This is a genomic window from Empedobacter sp. GD03739 (assembly GCF_029843245.1).
Classification (GTDB): Bacteria; Bacteroidota; Bacteroidia; order Flavobacteriales; family Weeksellaceae; genus Empedobacter; species Empedobacter falsenii_B.
The window spans coordinates 1-18916 of record NZ_JAOCHX010000050.1 but is presented as its reverse complement, the minus strand read 5'-3'; the positions used below and the strand labels follow the sequence as shown (position 1 = coordinate 18916).

The following is an 18916-nucleotide window of genomic DNA, read 5'->3' as shown; positions in this document are numbered from 1 at the left end:
TATTTTTATTCAAATAAATTGTATGAATCAGCCTACCAAAATCAACATATCAAGAGTATTTTTAGGATTGACAATATTCTTCTTTCTATGCTTTATTGTTATGTATAATATTGATGGAACTGAAATAGCAAGAAATCAAAATTTTATGTTCGATTTTATAGCTATTACAGGGTTTGGGTCTTTTATTTTATGTCCACTTTTTTCAGTAATATCCATTATTTTTAACTATAAAAATAGGATATTATATCTTGTATTACTTTTAAGTTTTATTCCTTTTTTTGGAATTTTAAAACTATTTGAAAGTGCTAATTTCGGAGGAAGTTTTTAGAACTTATACTAAATTTTCTCTCCCTTTTTCACTTAACTGCTTAAAGTTAATTGCAGGAATAGTTGGATTCAATTCAGATTTGAAATTGGTAACACTTGGCGTTTCAAAAAAATCTAATTCGTATAAACCATCTTCCACGAATTGACAATCATCAGTTAAAATATAGATTTTAGGAAAACTTGGTTTTCGTTCTATTTTTACTTTTTTGATGTTATTTTGATCCGTAAAAACTTCTCCTTTCTTTGTGTTCGCCATTGTTTCTTATTTAGAGAACAAATTTCTTAATAAAATTGAATATTTAAAAAATCAATCCGTAATATTCAAAATATTTCTACCTTCGTTACAAATAAAACCACGTGAAATATACAATTCAAGCAATACTTTTGTTTTTTGTTTTAGGATTAACAAGTTGTTTACCAACCAAAACAGTTTCCGAAACTAAAGTTGTGACTTCAGAAATTAGCGATTTGTCGGGTAAATGGAATATAAATGATGGAGGAGATTACATTATTTTTGAAGATGCAACGAAAAAAATGGTAATGAAAACGGTTTGCGGAATTATTACGGCTGATTATACCAAAATAGATCAAGCTATAATTTTTAATCATTTAAAACAAGTGAATTCTGATTGCGAAATTCCTCAAAATTTGATTCAAAATTTGCAAAAAACTGCATATTTTAAAGTAAAATCATCAAATCAAATTACTTTTTATGATGAAGCTCATCAAGAAAAGTTAACTTTGAAATTAATAAAGTAAATCGCCTAGAAAAATATATTATGCTTAGCATAATTTTTTATTAAATTTGTCTAAATTTCTAATGTTGAAGAAAATTTTAAGTTATCCGTTATCTATAATCTTTTATATTTTTTATGGATTAACGTTGTTGGTAATGCATGTTGTGCAATGGTTGTGCTACAATTTGGGAGGTTATGCTGCTCATCACAAAAGTGTAAAAGTGATGAATGGTCTTTTGGTTTTTTGGACAAGAATTTTAGGTACAACGTATACCTATAAAGGAAGAGAAAATTTGAAACAAAATGTACCATTGATTTTTGTGAGTAATCACCAAAGTATGTATGATATTTCTCCGTTGGAATATGATTTGGCTGATTATCATCCTAAGTTTATTTCGAAAATAGAATTGGGAAAAGGAATTCCCAGTGTATCGTACAATTTAACGCATGGAGGTTCTGCATTAATCGATCGTAAGAACGGAAAACAAGCAATAGAGGAAATAAAAAAATTAGCGCAATACATTCAGAAAAATAATTATTCAGCTATTATTTTTCCAGAAGGTACAAGAAGCAAAAATGGAGTACCAAAGGCTTTCAAAGAAAATGGATTGAAAGTTTTGACGAAATATGCTAAAGACGCTTATGTTGTTCCCGTTACGCTAAATAATACGTGGGAAATAGAAAAGTGGGGTAAATTCCCGATGTATTTGGGCGCGAAAGTAACGATACAATACCATAAACCCTTAAAAGTGAGTGACTATAAGTTTGATGAAATATTCGAGCTTACCGAAAAAACTGTAAAAAGTAGTATAACCGCATAAAATAATTATATGTCAATAAATAATGTTCGCCTGGAAGTAATGCAATTTCTTGAGAAAGATATTGATGCTTATATGGACAAATTCTTAGTTCCAGCCGATAAAATTTGGCAACCAACAGATTTTTTACCGAATTCTCAAACAGATTCTTTTTTTGACGAAATCAAAGAATTACAAGAGCTTTCGAAAGATTTGCCAGATGATTTCTGGATTACATTGATTGGTGATACCATTACCGAGGAAGCTTTGCCAACCTACGAATCTTGGTTGATGCAAATGGACGGTGTGGTAGATGAAGAAGGAAATTACCTAGAAAATGGTTGGGCAAAATGGATTCGCCATTGGACAGGAGAGGAAAATCGTCACGGTGATGTTTTGAATAAATTTTTGTATTTATCAGGACGTATCAATATGCGCGAGGTTGAAGTAACAACGCAACATTTGATAAATGACGGTTTCGACATTGGAACAGCACACGATCCTTACAAAAACTTTGTTTACACAAGTTTTCAAGAATTAGCAACTTATGTATCGCACAATAATGTATCAGCAATTGCAAAAAAATACGGAGCGAAAAAATTATCGCGTATGTGTAAAATTATTGCAGGAGATGAAATGCGTCACCATTTAGCTTACACAGAGTTCGTTCGTCGTATCTTCGAAGCTGATCCTTCTGAAATGATGTTAGCTGTTCAACATATGTTCAAACTTAAAATTGTAATGCCAGCGCATTTCTTAAGAGCTTCTGGTGAAGAAAGAGGAACTTTGTTTGATGCGTTTTCAGATGCAGCGCAACGCATTGGTGTGTACACAGCGTTTGATTACATCGATATTATGCGAAAATTAATTGAAGCTTGGCAATTAGATAAAATCTCTGGATTGAATGCTGAGGCTGAAAAAGCAAGAGATTATATCATGAAATTCCCAGATAGAATGGATAGAATTTCGCAACGTATTGTAATTCCTGAAGTAGGACCACAATTCAAGTGGTTAGTTCCTGCGACAGCTAAATAGAAAATCAATTTTATTAAGATGTATATCAAGATTGTTTTACTTTTTCTATTTATAATTTCATGTTCAAATATTGATAGGTTAAATTATCCATCTAATATTAATGAAATTAAAGAAGTTATATTAGAAAGACCTGATAGTAATTCAAATGGAAAATTTTCAGAAATTAAACAATTAAATGACAATCAGATAAAACAACTTTTAGTTATTTTAAATAAAGCTAAACAAATAGATTCTAAAAATTTTGATGAAGATTTTCAAATTATTTTTTCAACAGAGTCTGGAACTAAAAGAATTATGGTAAGGGGTAATAAAATTAAAAATTTTGATAGTAATAAAGTTTATCAAATACCGAATGTAGATTATTTGAATAATTTTTGAAAATCACATATAATCAAAATCATATAAAAAGAGGCAATTCAAAATCGAATTGCCTCTTTTTATTTAGTAACTTTAACCAACAAACAAATTATAAACAACTACTTATGGACGATTTTATTGCTGCCAGAAGTCAAATGGCGATGTCGCTTGCCTTTCACATTGTTTTTTCGTGTGTTGGAATGGTGATGCCGTTTATGATGGCAATCGCTCACTACAAATACCTCAAAACTAAAAACGAAATTTACAAAGGGTTAACCAAAGCTTGGAGTAAGGGAGTTGCAATTTTATTTGCTACGGGAGCAGTTTCTGGTACAATGCTTTCGTTTGAGTTAGGATTATTGTTTCCTAAATTTATGGAACACGCTGGACCAATTTTCGGAATGCCATTTTCGTTAGAAGGAACAGCTTTTTTTATTGAAGCCATTGCTTTAGGTTTTTTCCTTTATGGTTGGGACAAATTCAATAAATGGTTTCATTGGATTTGTGGTGTAATTGTAGGGATTAGTGGTTTAGCTTCAGGGATTTTGGTTGTTGCTGCAAATGCTTGGATGAATTCTCCGTCAGGTTTCGATTTTATAAATGGCGAATATTTAAACATAGATCCTGTAAAAGCTATGTTCAACGATGCGTGGTTTTCACAAGCGTTGCACATGACAATTGCAGCTTTTTGTGCGACTGGATTTGCGGTTGCGGGTTTACATGCTTATCTTATTTTGAAAGGTAAGAATGTAAATTTTCATCGCGAAGCATTCAAAATTAGTTCTGTTTTAGCGATTACAGCAGCAATGTTAGCACCTTTGAGTGGTGATATTTCGGCGAAAGATGTAGCAAAACGTCAACCGATTAAATTGGCTGCGATGGAAGCGCATTTCAAAACAGAAGAAAGTGCTTCATTTGTTTTGGGTGGAATAGTGGACGAATCAAAAGAAGAGATTAAATATGCGATAAAAGTTCCGGGTGTATTGAGTTTCTTGGTTCATTCAGATTTCAAAACACCTGTAAAAGGTCTAGAAGAATTTCCGAAAGATGAATGGCCGCCTGTGGCAGTTGTACATTATGCTTTTCAGATTATGATAACATTCGGAATGTTGATGATGGGAATAGCTGTTATTTATTTGATTGCGCAATTTTTTAAGAAAGATTGGCGAACAAAACGCTGGTTTTATAAATTGTTTATGATTGCGACACCTTTCGGATACATCGCTTTAGAAGCAGGTTGGACGGTAACAGAAGTCGGTCGTCAACCGTGGATTATTTACGGAATTATGCGAACGGTAGATTCCATCACGCCAATGCCAGGAATACAATATTCGTTTTACATTTTCACGTTTGTATTCATTACATTGTCCATTATTTTAGTGTTCTTAATGAATCGACAAATACAAATGGTTGCGAAGCTTTACGATCCAGAAGATCCAAATTATAAACCAGAAAAACATTAAGTATGATTTACGTAGTAATAGCATTTTTGTGGGTTGCCATCTGTTTATATTTAATTTTAGGTGGAGCAGATTTCGGTGCTGGAATTGTCGAATTATTCTCTGAAAAGAGTTACAAAAAACGTACGCAGAAGATTATGTACAATTCGATTGGACCTATTTGGGAGGCAAATCACATGTGGTTAATCATTGTCATTGTTATTTTATTTGTTGGTTTTCCTAAGATGTATGCAGAAATCTCAAATTATTTGCACATCCCGTTAGTAATCATGTTATTGGGAATTATTGCAAGAGGAACATCGTTTACTTTCAGAAATTATGATGCAATCAATGATAAATGGCACAATCTGTACGATGTCATTTTTACCTATTCAAGTGTTGTGACGCCTTTGTTTTTGGGAATAATTGCAGGATCTATCGTTTCAGGAAGTATTGATGATAATGCATTTTCGTTTCAAGATGCATATATATTTTCGTGGCTAAGTTGGTTTAATTTTTCAGTTGGAATTTTTACTGTTGTGATTTGTGCTTTCTTGGCTTCGGTTTATTCAATTCAAACTGTTAAAAACGAAGAAGATAAAGTGATTTTAAGAAAACGTGCGAAGCTTTATACAGCTTTAATTTTTGTTGCTGGTGCATTGGTATTTGCAGTTTCACTTTGGAAAAACATTCCATTATTTAGTTGGATAACATCAGAAATTTACGGTTATATCGCAATTGCAATTGCTTCAATTTCGATTGTATTATTACTTTCAGCCTTAAATAAAGCGAAGGATTCTTTGTTGAAAGTTTATGCAGGAATAATTGTGATGATGATTTTGTTTGCAGCATCATATTCGCATTTTCCGAATTTGGTATTATTCAAAGATGGTTCAACATTATCTTTATTGACAGATTATGGCGCAATGAGTACAATAAATATGTTAGCTTGGGCATTATTACTCGGCTCGATATTTATTTTACCATTTCTATTTTACTTAATTTATTCATTTAATCAGAAGCAAAAAATATAAATACTCGTTCCAAATTTGATTACAAACATACTTGTTTGTAATTAACCGAGCCTTTAGGAAAGGACAAGTGAATTTGGTAAATACAATAATCTGTTTAAATCTTCAGAACAAGGATGATAGAGAAGAGCCTTATTTCAATTCGAAATAAGGCTCTTTTATTTTAATTATGTTTTGCTTGCCATTCTGCAATTTCTTGCTCATTCAGCAAACAAGAGTTTAATTCTTGTGTAACTTTTTCTTTGTCCAAACCTTGACCAATAAAAACAAGTTCTATCATTCGATCTCCCCATTCTTTCGACCATTTGGCGTCAATTGTTTTTTGATTGAATTGATAAGCTGCAAACTGAATTCTTTCGTCATACGGCATCGAGCACCACCAAGCCCCCGCAGGATCAATTCGGATACTACCACCAGCTTGACTCAAGAAAATAGCTTCATCAGGACGATTTGCTAACCAAAATAAACCTTTTGAACGGTAAATAGTTGGAGGAAAATTATCATTCAAATAGGTTAAAAAACGTTCTGCATGAAACGGAATTTTTTGTCTGTAAACAAAAGAAGTCATTCCATATTTTTCTTCCAAATGATCGTGGTGTTCGTGCGTACAATGTTCGCCGCATTCGTGATCATGGTCGTGATGATGATGTTCCTCTTTTTCTTGCTCTTCTAATAATTTTACCCAAGCATCCATGTCCTGAATTTTTTCGAAATCGAATAGATTGGTATTCAAAATTTCAGTTAATTCAACGTGAGAAAAACTTGCAGGAATTATTTTAGCAGAAGGATTTAATTTAGTCACAAACGCTTCAATATTCATCAACGTTTCTTCTTCAACCAAATCCATTTTATTCAAAATAATCACATTCGAAAATTCAATTTGATCAATTAAAAGATTCACAATCGGACGATTATCTTCTCTATTTTCTGTAAAACCTCGATCAAAAACATCTTCATCAGTTCCTAAATTTTTGAAGAAATTATAAGCGTCAACTACAGTTACCAACGTGTCTAAACGCGCAACTTTTGGCAAATCAATTTTACCATCTGGAGAAACAAAATCCAATGACTGCGCAATAGGACCTGGATCAGAAATACCAGAACTTTCGATAACCAAATAATCATATTTCCCTGATTGTGCCAACTTCTCGATTTCTACGATCAAATCTTCTCGTAATTCACAACAAACGCAACCGTTGCTCAATTCAACTAATTTTTCATCCGTTTGAATTAAATCATTTTCGCGAGAAACCATTTGGGCATCAATATTTACTGCGCCCATATCGTTCACGATAACTGCTACTTTTAGTCCTTTTTTGTTGTGTATTATATGATTAAGAAGTGTCGTTTTTCCGCTTCCAAGAAATCCAGAAAGTACCGTTACAGGTAGTCTATTTTTCATAATTTATGCTTAAAAATATGCTACAAAGTTACGTTTTTATCACGCAAATTTTTGCGTAGAATCATCTATAAATTTTATAATGTTCTGTTAAGAATTTAATAATAAATCACTGTTAGAAAGATTTCTTTTATTTTTGTTCAAAATCAAATAAAATAATGTTTGTTTATAGTGTTATCACGTCAATAATTATTTCAATCGTACTTGAAATTTACCTGTATTTTAATTTTAAAAAATTCATTCAAAATAAGTATATTCTTTTAGGGAATATGCTTTTGTGGTTACTTGTTTTGGGTAATTTTGGATATAATCTAATCTTTTTTGATCGTAATGTTGGTCAAACACAAACGACAATGTGGGCAACAGGTTTGTTTATGTTGTTTGGTTTTCCTCGAATTATTCTGGTTCTATTTTTCTTGGTTCAAGATATTTTTAGAGGATTTGGGTGGTTATTTAATCGCGCAACAAATCATTCAACAAAAGAAGATTCTTATTTACCTTCTCGTCGAAAATTTGTAATGATTTCTGGATTAACAGTAGCTTCAATACCTTTTTTTAGTTTGATTTATGGAATGACTTTAGGAAAATATAATTTCAAGGTAATCAAGAAAAAATTGGCATATCAACGTTTACCAAAATCGTTTGATGGTTTCAAGATTTTACATATAACGGATATTCATTCGGGAAGTTTGGACAATCGTGAGAAAATAGAATATGCAGTGGATTTAATTAATCAACAAGAGTTTGATATACTATTGTTTACGGGTGATATTGTGAATAATTTTCATTGGGAAATGGACAAATGGCACGATGTTTTTTCTAAAATAAAACAAGCGCCGCACGGAAATTTTGCAGTGCTAGGAAATCATGATTATGGAGAATATTCGGATTGGAAAACGGAGGAAGAAAAGCAAGATAATTTTGAGAAAATTAAAGCGATTTTCCCTAAGATTGGAATGAAATTATTATTGAATGAAAACCGATTTATTACAAAGAATGGTGAAAAAATTGCGTTGATTGGCGTTCAGAATTGGGGAACACGATTTAAGAAATTAGGTGATATTGATGCAGCTTCGAATTATGTAAATACAGAAGATTTTAAAATTGTGATGTCTCATGATCCTTCGCATTGGAATGAGATATTGAAAAATCATCCGAAACATTTTGACTTGACTTTGTCTGGACATACGCATGGAATGCAATTAGGAATTGAAGTTCCGAAAATTGGTTTGCGTTGGAGTCCTGCGCAATATGTGTATCCGCAATGGGCAGGTTTTTATGATTTTGAAGGAAAGATTATCAATGTAAATCGCGGATTTGGTTATCATTTTTACCCAGGAAGAGTAGGTGTTTGGCCAGAAATAACATTAATAGAGTTGAAATCAGTATAAAATATTAGGAAAAAGCAACCAAAAATTTTGGTTGCTTTTTTGATGTATATCAATTCTGAAAACAGATTTTTATCGGATTATTGTCATAAAAAAAGAAATAATATGAATGAAGAATTAATTCCTTTACTGGTTGTAAAAAATGAATCAACTTCACGCTTTGAGTTGAATGTTGATGGATACATCGCTTTTATAGATTATAAACAAGAAGATGATATCATCAAATTGATTCATACCGAAGTTCCTGAAGAATTAGGAGGAAGAGGTGTTGCGGCTGCTTTGGTAGAAAAAACATTGGTTTATTTGGAGGAACATAAAAATCCTTTGTTTCCGTATTGTCCTTATGTGTATGCCTACATCAAAAAGCATCCGGAATGGAAACGAATTGTTCATCCTAAATTTCCGAAATATAACGAATTGTAATCAGTTAACGAAATGAGATTATAACAAGAAATGTGACCCGATAAAGGTCGCATTTCTTGTTATATTTTTGAAAAGCAATTTTTATTTAAGCTTTGTGATGATCATCATCGTGCGTATATGTTTGTTCAATTGCCACGTGTCCTTCCCATTTATCAACCGCAACAGTCGATAAAGCATTTCCAAGAACATTCGTCATCGAACGAGCCATATCACAGAAATGGTCGATAGGTAAAATCAATGCGATTCCTTCTGGCGGAATTCCAAACATCGAACAAGTTGCAACCACTACAATTAATGAAGCCCTTGGCACACCTGCAACACCTTTTGAAGTAAGCATTAAGACCAATAACATCAAAATTTGTTTCTCGATCGGCATGTGAATTCCATAAACTTGCGCGATAAATAACGACGCAAACGTCATGTACATCATTGATCCATCTAAATTGAAGGAATATCCGAGCGGCAAAGTAAACGAAATAATTTTCTTTTGCGCTCCAAATTTTTCTAATTCTTCTACTAATTTTGGGAATACAGCTTCTGATGAAGTTGTAGAGAAAGCGATTAATAATGGCGCTTTGATGTGTCTTAATAAGTCGATTACTCGTTTTCCTAAGATGAAATATCCAACCAAAATTAAAACAGCCCAAAGAAGCAAAATACCAATTACGAAGGCGATTAAATATTTAACATAAAGTAAGAATATACCGAATCCGTACGTTGCAATAGCAGCAGAAATAGTTCCTAAAACTCCTAATGGCGCAGTCCACATTACATATCCAACCATGATTAAAACGATATGCGAAATTTTATCTAACGCTTTCGTAATCATTTCGCCTTCTTTTCCATAAGCTGCCATTGCGACACCAAAGAAAATAGAGAAAACAACGATTTGTAAGATTTCATTTGTTGCAAACGATTCGAAAACAGATTTAGGAATCATGTGTGTAATGAAATGTTCTAATGTAAGCGAAGCTTGACCTTTTAATAAATCTTGAGCAGAACTTGAATCGATTTCAATGTTCAATCCTTCTCCAGGTTTCATTACATTGATAACAATAGCACCAATCACCAAAGAAGTAAGTGAAGCTGTGATAAACCACCCCATTGCACGTCCACCAACACGTCCAACCATTTTCATATCACCCATTTTAGCAATACCAACTACTAAAGTTGAGAAAACTAAAGGCGCAATAATCATCTGAATAAGACGAATGAAAATAGTACCAAGAAGTTTTATGTTAGTAGAAAATGTTTTAATAAATTCTGGCGAGGTATTATAATGTACATATCCTCCAAGCGCAACCCCGATAAGTAGGGCAATAATAATAGCTATAAAAAGTTTATTGTTTTTCATTATGCGATTTTAAACTTTTCCAAAACTACTATTTTTTAGCAAATTATTAAGAATATAAATCGATTTATACACCAAATTAAATATAAACCCTTTGTATGTAGTGTTTACAAAGGGTTTTCTTTATAGTGTATTGAGTACTATTCTGGTTGTTTGAACGGAATTTCTTGATTTAAAATCTCTTCGATTAATGTTGACATTGGCGCGGTAGAATTCTCGACAATCGAATAATCGATGGTTGTATTTTTATCAACCGAAAGTTTAATTAATTCTTTATTTGGAAATTTGATTGGATAAATACACAATTCAATGTCTTTAGTTAAGTTCTCTTTGTCTGCATAAAATAAATGAGCATAGAAAATTAATTGCAATTGTTTGGCTTTATCTTCTTTTTGGTAAACTGTTTCTATTTCTTCGGTTTTTACAGAAATATCTTTTGCATAACCAGTTTTGTAATCAATAATTCGGATTTGATTATTGACAGAATCAATTCTATCAATCACCCCTTTCAGTTTTACAATTTTGCCATTTGTTAGCGAGAAATCAATTTCATGCTTGCTTTCCAAACTTTGAATTATAAATTCATTTTCCTTTGCTGTAGTCACATCTTTAGATAAAACGCCATCTACAATTCGTTCTGCAATTTTATAAATCAAATAATTTGGACCTTTGTCCAAATGCCCATCTTTATATTCTTTGCTGAAATGTTCTTGTAAGGTTTTATCTTTTATTTTTTCGATATTTTTGAAATCATTTTCATGCAAAATATGTCCAATATAAGGCGTGTACAAATCTTCCAAAGCACCGTGAACAATGTTTCCTAATGTTCTTGCACTTACAATTTCTTCGGCTTCTTCGACTTCATTTACATTAAAAACACGTTGTTCATAAAAATCTAACGGATTGCGTAAATAGGTTGAAAGTGAAGAAGGTGAAATTCCATATTCAGCCCAATTTTGAAGTTTAGCCATTGTTTCGTCAGTTTTAGGAACAATGATTTCTTTCAAAGGTTTTGTAACAAAACTTGGAGCAGCAAAAGTTTCTTTCACTTCGTGATTACTTTCAAATTTGATTTGAGCCAAAAAGCGAGATTTTTCTCCAGAACCCATTCCGTCAGCTTCTGTATCATACACGAAATAAGCGTTTTTCGCACGCTGAATCAAACGATAAAAGTGATAGGCATAAATCGAATCATTTTCGGTAAATGTATTCAATTTCATTTGTTTGCGAATGTCATACGGAATAAATGTATTGTTTTGTCGTCCCAAAGGCAAAATTTCGTCATTCACAGAAGTCATGATAATATTATCGAAATTCAATAAACGAGTTTCCAATAATCCCATCAATTGTAAACCTTTCAAAGGCTCTCCAATAAAGGAAATTGTCTCGGAAGAAACGATTTTATTGTACAATAAAAATAAGGTTCTATAATCTTTGATATCATCAACACTCAACAAATTTTCGTGCAATTGATTGAAAACTTTTTTGAAAAAGAACAAATATTCTTTTGTCAACAAATCGTTCATCGAAGGATGATGCAGTAATTCGTCTGTCCAATTTTTTAGATGATGAATAAATTCAGTGATGCTTTTCGGAATATGAAAAATAGATTTAAAGATTGATTCTCTTAAGGCATTTTGAATCGAATTTTGAGAATTAAATATTCTATTTTGTAAACGAATATCACCGATTAATCTTCGACTTTCTTCTGTGCTAAAAAGAGATAATGTTTTATTTTCAAGAATTTGTAAGACATTTTTGAAATAAAACATGGTTCCTTTTCCTAACTTCTCCCGATTCATTTGCAACTCAAAAATTGATTTGAAAAATTGCGCTAACGGAACAGAACGTAACGGAATTCCCATCGAAATGTTGAGATGTGTGATATTTTCGGGCAACGAATTGAGAATTGCTGGTAAAATAGATTCATCAGCCAAAATCAACGCGGTATTTTTTATCTCATCTTCGTTGAGATTTCTAATTAAATCTGCAATATATTTTGCTTGTCCAACTTGTTTTGCAACACCAATTGTCTGTAAATTTTTTGGTCTCGAAAATTCATCAACCACCCAATTGATAGGTTTTATTTTTTCTTTGTATTTTCTTAGAAAAGAACCAGCTTCTTGATTCGGATTTTCGTAATAATATTTATCTGCATCAAAATATAAAGTAGCTAAATTCTCTTTTTCTAATCGAAAAATAAGCGCTTGTTCTGCTTTTGTTAAGGCATTAAATCCAGCAAAAACATAATGTGAAGTTCTGTTTTCAATAATCTCTTCAACTTTTTCACTCGCAATTCTGAAAACCATTCCAGCATATCCTTCTTTCGAATCCAATAAATCTTGTTGCAATTGAAAATATAATTTCGAAACAATTCCCCAAAACGTTAAGTGATTTTGAATGATTTCATTTTTCCCAATCTCAATTTTTCCATCTCCCCATTGACTAATTCGTTCTACCGAAACCAAATAGTCTAAAACTTTATGCGCAGGTTGCAAAGAAGCATCGATATCATCAAAATCTTTCAAAACAGTTGGTCCCCATTTGATAAAATCTTCGAAAGAATCAGGTTTTTCAACGATTTTTTTATAGGCTTGATACGCTTTAAACCATAGATTAATTCCAGAAATAATTTCTAAACCAGAAAGTTCGCTCATCAATTCTTCGATACTTTTCATTTGTGGAAGAATGATATTTTGCGCTTGACGCTGAAATTCTTGTTTGAAGAATAACATCGGACGTTTTCCTGGTAAAACTAAAGTGGTGTTGATAAAGTTTTTTTGATTTTGGACTAAATCTTTTACAACATTTTCTATGAATTGAGCCATTTTGAAATTTTCTTTCGTTGAATTGTTGTAAAAGTAAGGATTTTGAGAGACAATTCGTGGCGTTGAATTATTTTACTTCTTGAACTTTTTCTTGAAATAATTTTTCAAAAGTTTCAGTGATTGTATCCTCAGACATTTTTGTAGCAACAAAATATAATATGAATCCAAAAAATAACATCGGAATAGAAATTAAAGGTAAAAAATTATGAATTCCATTAGTAATAATTTGAAAAAGTGAGATTATAAAAAATAAAGTCACAATACTTATCCAAACAATGAAAAATATTGAAACAAAAGAGTTTAATTCTAAATTGTAAACAATAGTGGTTTTATTGTCGTTGGTATTGAAATGACCAATAATTTGAGGATTAAAACTATTTCGTCCGCTAATCGTTTTCATCAAATTGAAATGATCTTTATAAACTATCCCTTCAAATTCATATTTACTTTTAGAAAAACGAATTCTTTTTTCTTCTGTATTATCATTCAGTATTTTAAAAACTTCTTGATCAGAAAGATTTGTCGTTATTTGATATGTTTTATTTTTGAAAAGCATAAGTTAAATATATAAAAAAAGCGACTAAAAATATTTAGTCGCTAATATAATATTGAAAAAACAAATTCTTATTTAATCACTCCTAATTCTTTACCAACTTTTGTAAAAGCAGCAATTGTATGATCTAATTGCTCTTTTGTATGTGCAGCTGATAATTGTACACGAATACGTGCTTTGTCGCGAGGAACAACAGGGAAAAAGAATCCGATTACATAAACACCTTCATCTAATAATTTGTCTGCCATAACTTGAGATAATTTCGCATCGTACAGCATAACAGGTACAATTGCAGCATCACCTTCTGGAATATCAAAACCAGCAGCAACCATTTCTTTGCGGAAATATTCAGCATTCCACATTACTTTATCGCGTAAAGAAGTATCTTTTTCTAACATTTCTAACACTTGTAAAGCTGCACCAACAATTCCAGGAGCTAAAGAGTTAGAGAATAAATATGGACGAGATTTTTGACGTAACATTTCGATTACTTCTTTTTTACCAGAAGTAAATCCACCCATTGCACCACCTAAAGCTTTTCCTAAAGTAGATGTAATGATGTCTACACGTCCCATTACTTCGTTGTGCTCATGTGTTCCACGTCCAGTTTTTCCAATAAAACCAGTTGCGTGAGAATCATCAACCATTACCAAAGCATCGTATTTATCAGCTAAATCACAAACACCTTTTAAGTCTGCAACGATACCATCCATAGAGAAAACTCCGTCTGTTACAATAATTTTGAAACGATGATTTTTTTCTGAAGCTACAATTAATTGAGCCTCTAAATCAGCCATATTATTGTTTTTATAACGATAACGAGCAGCTTTACATAAACGAACACCATCAATAATAGAAGCGTGGTTTAATTCATCAGAAATAATAGCATCTTCTTCTGTAAACAAAGGCTCAAAAACACCACCATTTGCGTCAAAAGCAGCAGCATATAAAATCGTATCTTCCATTCCTAAGAAATTAGCGATTTTTTTCTCTAATTGTTTGTGTACATCTTGCGTACCACAAATAAAACGAACCGAAGACATTCCGTATCCGCGGTCATCTAACATTTTTTGAGAAGCTGAGATAACGTCTTTATTATCAGATAATCCTAAATAGTTGTTCGCACAAAAATTAAGTAATGTTTTACCATTTTCTAATGTAATTTCTGCACTTTGAGGAGAAGCAATGATGCGTTCTTTTTTGAATAATCCTTGTTCTTCTAAATCATTCAATTGCGTTTGTAAGTAGTTTTGAAATTTATCGCTATACATAATAAATCACTTTTTGTTTTGATATGTTTCATACAAATATAAATGTTTGCGGGCATATTTTTCGTATTTTTGTGAGATATAAAAATTTAAATTAAGTGGATTTTATTATATTATTTTTGTTCTCGGTACAATATTATTTTTTAGCTAAGTTTTTTAAGAAGAACAAAGTTAAAACAATTCTAAGTGTTATTGGAATGTATTTTTTTGGAATTGTTCTATTAGTATTTGCATTAGTGGCTCTTAAAGTAACTAGTATAATTGATATTGATATCATGAATCCTGTTGAATTGAGTAAGTCAAAATTTGTTTGGATTGGAGAAACAATTATTTTTCTATTTATTGGTGTTTTCTATTACTATCATCTTAAACGTAAATGGACAATGGAAATGTTTTCTGCAGATATCGAAAAGCGTAAAGATGAAATTCTACAAAATTTAGAAGTTAATCAAAAAATAAATCCAGTAAAATTGGACGTTTATCCTCATTTTCATACGGTTAATGAAAAAAATATTCATTTGGTTCAACCTTTAGCAAATGAGATTTGGAACGAATGTTACAAAGATTTATTATCCCAAGATCAAATCAATTATATGATTGATATGATGTATAATACTGACAAAGTAAACGAAGGAATTGCAAATGAAGATGTTTGGGAAATCCTGAAAATTGATAATGTTCCGTCTGGTTATTTGCATTACAAATTAGATGAAAATAATACTGTTTTCTTATCCAAAATTTACTTGAAAGAGTCTAATCAAACCAAAGGAATTGGACAATTGATGTTGAATAGAGTTGTAGATTATGCGCGAGAAAAAGGAGCAAAAGCTGTTCATTTAACAGTGAATAAACACAATGCGAAAGCAATTCGTTTTTATGAGAAAAATGGTTTCAAGAATATGGAATCAAAAACATTTGACATTGGAAATGGATATATTATGGATGATTATATTTATCAGAAATCCATTTAAAAATAAGGTTTTAATCAAAATATAAAGTCATTACGGTTTGTAATGGCTTTTTTTATGTTGTAAACAAAGTGTCTAGAACCAAGCTGACTTAATTCGTAATGTCGTGAGGTTGATTTAGTTTTTAAAGTGATGAGAAGCTGAATTCAATTCAGCTTGACATTTTCCGCTAATTTATTATTGAAAATAGATCTTAATTTATCGGAGTCATATTGAACTTGTTTCAATATCGCATCCAGAGCTTAGAACTGTTAATTCTTAATGTAAAACAAAAAGGACTTCAATTAGAAGCCTTACCTATAGGAATTTTATATATAAATTATATATAAATAAACTTCTAAACACCTCTATTTACAACACTTTAATCTATTTTTAAAGTTTTTGTATAAAATTAATTATTGAATTATTACTAAAAATGTGTTTACAAATGTGATAACATTTTAGGCATCGTATTTGAATATTAATTAAAAAAAAAATATGGCTAAAGGTAATTTTTCGGTAAGAACAAATTCGGATTGGAATAGTTTAACTTACAAATTTAGAGAATCAAGAAATTCAAAACAATTAAGTCTTACGATTGATGAAATTAAAATCCCAAAAAATTGTTGGGATAAAAATCTAAAAAAAGTTAAAAAGAATTCTCAAGCAGACTTTAACAAGTTAAATTTAAGAATTAAAGAATTTGATTTATTTATTATGAGTTCATATCATAAGTCGATTATTGAAGGGAAAAACATTGACAAAGAGTGGCTTTTAGCTAATTACTATTCTTTTTTTGATTTAGAAAATCCGAACAAAGGTCAAAAAACGCCTGAATTTTTACTAGATTTCATTCATTTTTACATAAATGAAAAGAAAAATGAATTTAGTCAAAATACAATAAAGTGTTATAGTTCTACATATAATTTGTTATTTGATTTTGAAAAAAATAAAAAAATAAAATTGAGTTTTAAAAATTTCAATTTACATATGTTTGAAAAATTAATAGAATTTTGTAATATAAAAAAATATTGTTCTTCAACAATCGGAATTTTTGTTAATAAGATTAAGGTAATCTTTAAAAAAGCTTATGAATATGAATTAGAAGTAAATGATGATTATTTATTGGGCAAGTTTAAATACAAAGTAACACCAAAAGATTACATTTATTTGAATGATGATGAGATAATAAGAATAAGTAAATTAGAACTTACAAGGTTTTCTATGTATGACAACGCAAGAGATTGGTTATTAATAGGCTGTTATACAGGACAAAGAGTTAGTGATTTATTCAATTTAGAAAATGCTGTCTTAAATAATAATATTTATACACATAAAAATATTAAAACAGGTAAAGAGGTTTTAATTCCAAATAGTTTAAAACTCCAAGAAATAATAAAGAAGCATAATGGTAATTTTCCAAGAAAAATTTCTCATATAAAATTTAATGAATATATTAAAGAAGTTTGTAAGAAAGCTGAAATAAATGAGATTGTAAGAGGATCAAAGCTTTGTAAAGAACTAATTAACGGAAAAGAGGAATTTAGAAAAATTGAAGGAAATTATGAAAAATGGGAACTTGTGACATCTCATACATGTAGAAGAACTTTAATAACTAAACTAATGGATGAACCTTTATTAAAACCTCATCAAATAATGGTCATGACTGGGCATTCTGATATTAAAATGCTACAGCGATATAATAAAATTGAAAAAGAGAAATCTGTACAAGCATTAGCAGATTTTATATAAAAACAAAGGGGGCTACATCAAAAGTAAATATGATATAGCCCTCTTCCTTGTTATAGGGTTGTGTATTTTAGCTATTAATGTCTTCTGTAGTCCTGATAATCACTTGTATCAGCAGGTAACACGCCTTCTAAACAATTATTTAACATTGTCATAAATAATATAAATAAAATTAATATAATAAATGAAACAAATATTTTAAAACCTTTACTATTATTAGGAACATAATTATTAACAAGGCTGTATATTATAATATATATAAATGCACATATAATAAGATATAGAATTATGTATAAAATTATCATGGTTTACTTTTTATTAGATTTAAAAAATTATATAAACTTTTAGTTTGAATACCGTAATTAAAACTTTGAGTATTTACTAAACCCGCAAAATTAACGGATATCAACCTTCCGTAAATATCAAACACAGGAGCACCACTTGAGCCAGGCAAAGCAGGAATTGTATATAATATTTTATGGTCATCATTTATTTGGCTAATATTACCTTCAGTTAATTGAGCATTAAAACCATTAGATGTATCTGCTAAATAACTTCCTCTATTAAAAGCTATCATTATAACTTTATCATTAATTTGCCTTGGTTTAAGATTGATTGAATCAAATAAAGTTAAATCTACAGGTGCAATCATTTTATTCAATAAATCATTATTATTTACAACTGACAGCAATGCTAAATCCACAAGTTCATCCTTAGAAACAATTTGAGATTTATATTTAATGTAATCTTTGTAATTAGTTGATTTTTGATGATTAAAGAAAATACCAAATTCAAAAGAAGATTTTGTTACAAAATTATTTGGCAAAGAATGTAAATCAAGAACAAACTTATTAAAAGATTTTGAAAATTCGACTTCTTTTAATTCTTCTAGCAATGTATTGTATTCATATTCTATATTACTATATTCGTAATCTGTTAAATCAATATTACTAGTAGTGTATTTTATCTCATCCAATCTATTTATTATCCTATTTTCACGTAAAGAATCACTCTGATAACTATTATTATAAACAGATTTTAAATGTTTTAAAATTTTATTTTGATCTTCTTCAGAAGGTTTTACTTCTACAATATGACGATTTGTAATAACATCACCCTTCTTATTTATAAAGAAGCCAGACCCCCAAATAGTATTAAGACTATCTTTTAATTCATCTAAAGATTTTAATTCACTAATTTCTCCAGTTTCTTTATTGTAATCTCTAAAGTAGAAATTCATTGAACCTAATTTAACTTTGTACAAAAAACTATGTTTAATTAAAACAA

At 30.4% G+C, this 18916-nt stretch carries 18 protein-coding genes; 11 read left to right on the top strand and 7 right to left on the bottom strand.

The window, feature by feature from the left end:
* Positions 1 to 328: hypothetical protein (locus N5E64_RS13420; RefSeq protein ID WP_280037930.1), on the top strand; the 328-nt coding region annotated here is incomplete at its 5' end.
* A gap of 3 nt (positions 329 to 331) precedes the next feature.
* Here N5E64_RS13420 and N5E64_RS13415 read toward each other — a convergent pair.
* On the bottom strand, positions 332 to 583 hold the full coding sequence (locus N5E64_RS13415) for a hypothetical protein (protein WP_114999959.1): 252 nt from the start codon (positions 581 to 583) through the stop codon (positions 332 to 334).
* Between the two features lie 101 nt (positions 584 to 684).
* Here N5E64_RS13415 and N5E64_RS13410 point away from each other — a divergent pair, with 101 nt between their 5' ends.
* The 6 genes from N5E64_RS13410 (at position 685) to N5E64_RS13385 (ending at position 5726) form a co-directional block, all read left to right on the top strand.
* Positions 685 to 1086 carry a hypothetical protein gene (locus N5E64_RS13410; RefSeq protein WP_221855789.1) on the top strand — a complete coding sequence of 134 codons (402 nt, stop codon included), beginning with the start codon at positions 685 to 687 and terminating at the stop codon, positions 1084 to 1086.
* Positions 1087 to 1150: 64 nt separating this feature from the next.
* A complete protein-coding gene (locus tag N5E64_RS13405) occupies positions 1151 to 1885 on the top strand; it encodes a 1-acyl-sn-glycerol-3-phosphate acyltransferase (RefSeq protein ID WP_125350403.1) in 735 nt (244 codons plus the stop codon).
* 9 nt (positions 1886 to 1894) lie between these two features.
* On the top strand, positions 1895 to 2896 hold the full coding sequence (locus N5E64_RS13400; protein WP_125350395.1) for an acyl-ACP desaturase: 1002 nt from the start codon (positions 1895 to 1897) through the stop codon (positions 2894 to 2896).
* 18 nt (positions 2897 to 2914) lie between these two features.
* Positions 2915 to 3274: a hypothetical protein gene (locus N5E64_RS13395; protein WP_125350396.1), complete on the top strand. Its 360-nt coding sequence runs from the start codon at positions 2915 to 2917 to the stop codon at positions 3272 to 3274.
* A 104-nt stretch (positions 3275 to 3378) separates the two neighbouring features.
* A complete protein-coding gene (locus N5E64_RS13390; protein ID WP_114999963.1) occupies positions 3379 to 4716 on the top strand; it encodes a cytochrome ubiquinol oxidase subunit I in 1338 nt (445 codons plus the stop codon).
* A 2-nt stretch (positions 4717 to 4718) separates the two neighbouring features.
* Positions 4719 to 5726, top strand: a complete 1008-nt coding sequence (locus N5E64_RS13385) for a cytochrome d ubiquinol oxidase subunit II (protein ID WP_114999965.1) — start codon at positions 4719 to 4721, stop codon at positions 5724 to 5726.
* Positions 5727 to 5886: 160 nt separating this feature from the next.
* On the opposite strand, the gene N5E64_RS13380 is transcribed toward N5E64_RS13385, so the two are convergent.
* Positions 5887 to 7125 carry a GTP-binding protein gene (locus N5E64_RS13380; protein ID WP_114999967.1) on the bottom strand — a complete coding sequence of 413 codons (1239 nt, stop codon included), beginning with the start codon at positions 7123 to 7125 and terminating at the stop codon, positions 5887 to 5889.
* Positions 7126 to 7391: 266 nt separating this feature from the next.
* Here N5E64_RS13380 and N5E64_RS13375 point away from each other — a divergent pair, with 266 nt between their 5' ends.
* Positions 7392 to 8513 (top strand): metallophosphoesterase, encoded by a 1122-nt coding sequence (locus tag N5E64_RS13375; RefSeq protein ID WP_311394711.1) that lies wholly within the window; start codon positions 7392 to 7394, stop codon positions 8511 to 8513.
* Positions 8514 to 8615: 102 nt separating this feature from the next.
* On the top strand, positions 8616 to 8933 hold the full coding sequence (locus tag N5E64_RS13370; RefSeq protein WP_125350400.1) for a GNAT family N-acetyltransferase: 318 nt from the start codon (positions 8616 to 8618) through the stop codon (positions 8931 to 8933).
* A gap of 85 nt (positions 8934 to 9018) precedes the next feature.
* On the opposite strand, the gene N5E64_RS13365 is transcribed toward N5E64_RS13370, so the two are convergent.
* The 4 genes from N5E64_RS13365 to kbl all read right to left on the bottom strand — a co-directional run bounded on the left by N5E64_RS13365 (position 9019) and on the right by kbl (position 14936).
* Positions 9019 to 10287, bottom strand: a complete 1269-nt coding sequence (locus N5E64_RS13365) for a dicarboxylate/amino acid:cation symporter (protein ID WP_280037926.1) — start codon at positions 10285 to 10287, stop codon at positions 9019 to 9021.
* A gap of 137 nt (positions 10288 to 10424) precedes the next feature.
* Entirely contained in the window at positions 10425 to 13112 is a 2688-nt protein-coding gene (locus N5E64_RS13360) for a PD-(D/E)XK nuclease family protein (protein ID WP_280037925.1), read from the bottom strand.
* A 67-nt stretch (positions 13113 to 13179) separates the two neighbouring features.
* Entirely contained in the window at positions 13180 to 13668 is a 489-nt protein-coding gene (locus N5E64_RS13355) for a hypothetical protein (protein WP_280037924.1), read from the bottom strand.
* Positions 13669 to 13736: 68 nt separating this feature from the next.
* Complete coding sequence (gene kbl / locus N5E64_RS13350) at positions 13737 to 14936, bottom strand: glycine C-acetyltransferase (protein ID WP_125350209.1); 1200 nt, start codon at positions 14934 to 14936, stop codon at positions 13737 to 13739.
* Between the two features lie 194 nt (positions 14937 to 15130).
* Here kbl and N5E64_RS13345 point away from each other — a divergent pair, with 194 nt between their 5' ends.
* Positions 15131 to 15904, top strand: a complete 774-nt coding sequence (locus tag N5E64_RS13345; protein ID WP_280037923.1) for a GNAT family N-acetyltransferase — start codon at positions 15131 to 15133, stop codon at positions 15902 to 15904.
* A 474-nt stretch (positions 15905 to 16378) separates the two neighbouring features.
* Positions 16379 to 17632, top strand: a complete 1254-nt coding sequence (locus N5E64_RS13340; protein ID WP_280037922.1) for a tyrosine-type recombinase/integrase — start codon at positions 16379 to 16381, stop codon at positions 17630 to 17632.
* Between the two features lie 298 nt (positions 17633 to 17930).
* On the opposite strand, the gene N5E64_RS13335 is transcribed toward N5E64_RS13340, so the two are convergent.
* A partial coding sequence (locus N5E64_RS13335; protein WP_280037921.1) for a serine protease occupies positions 17931 to 18916 on the bottom strand: 986 nt, incomplete at its 5' end.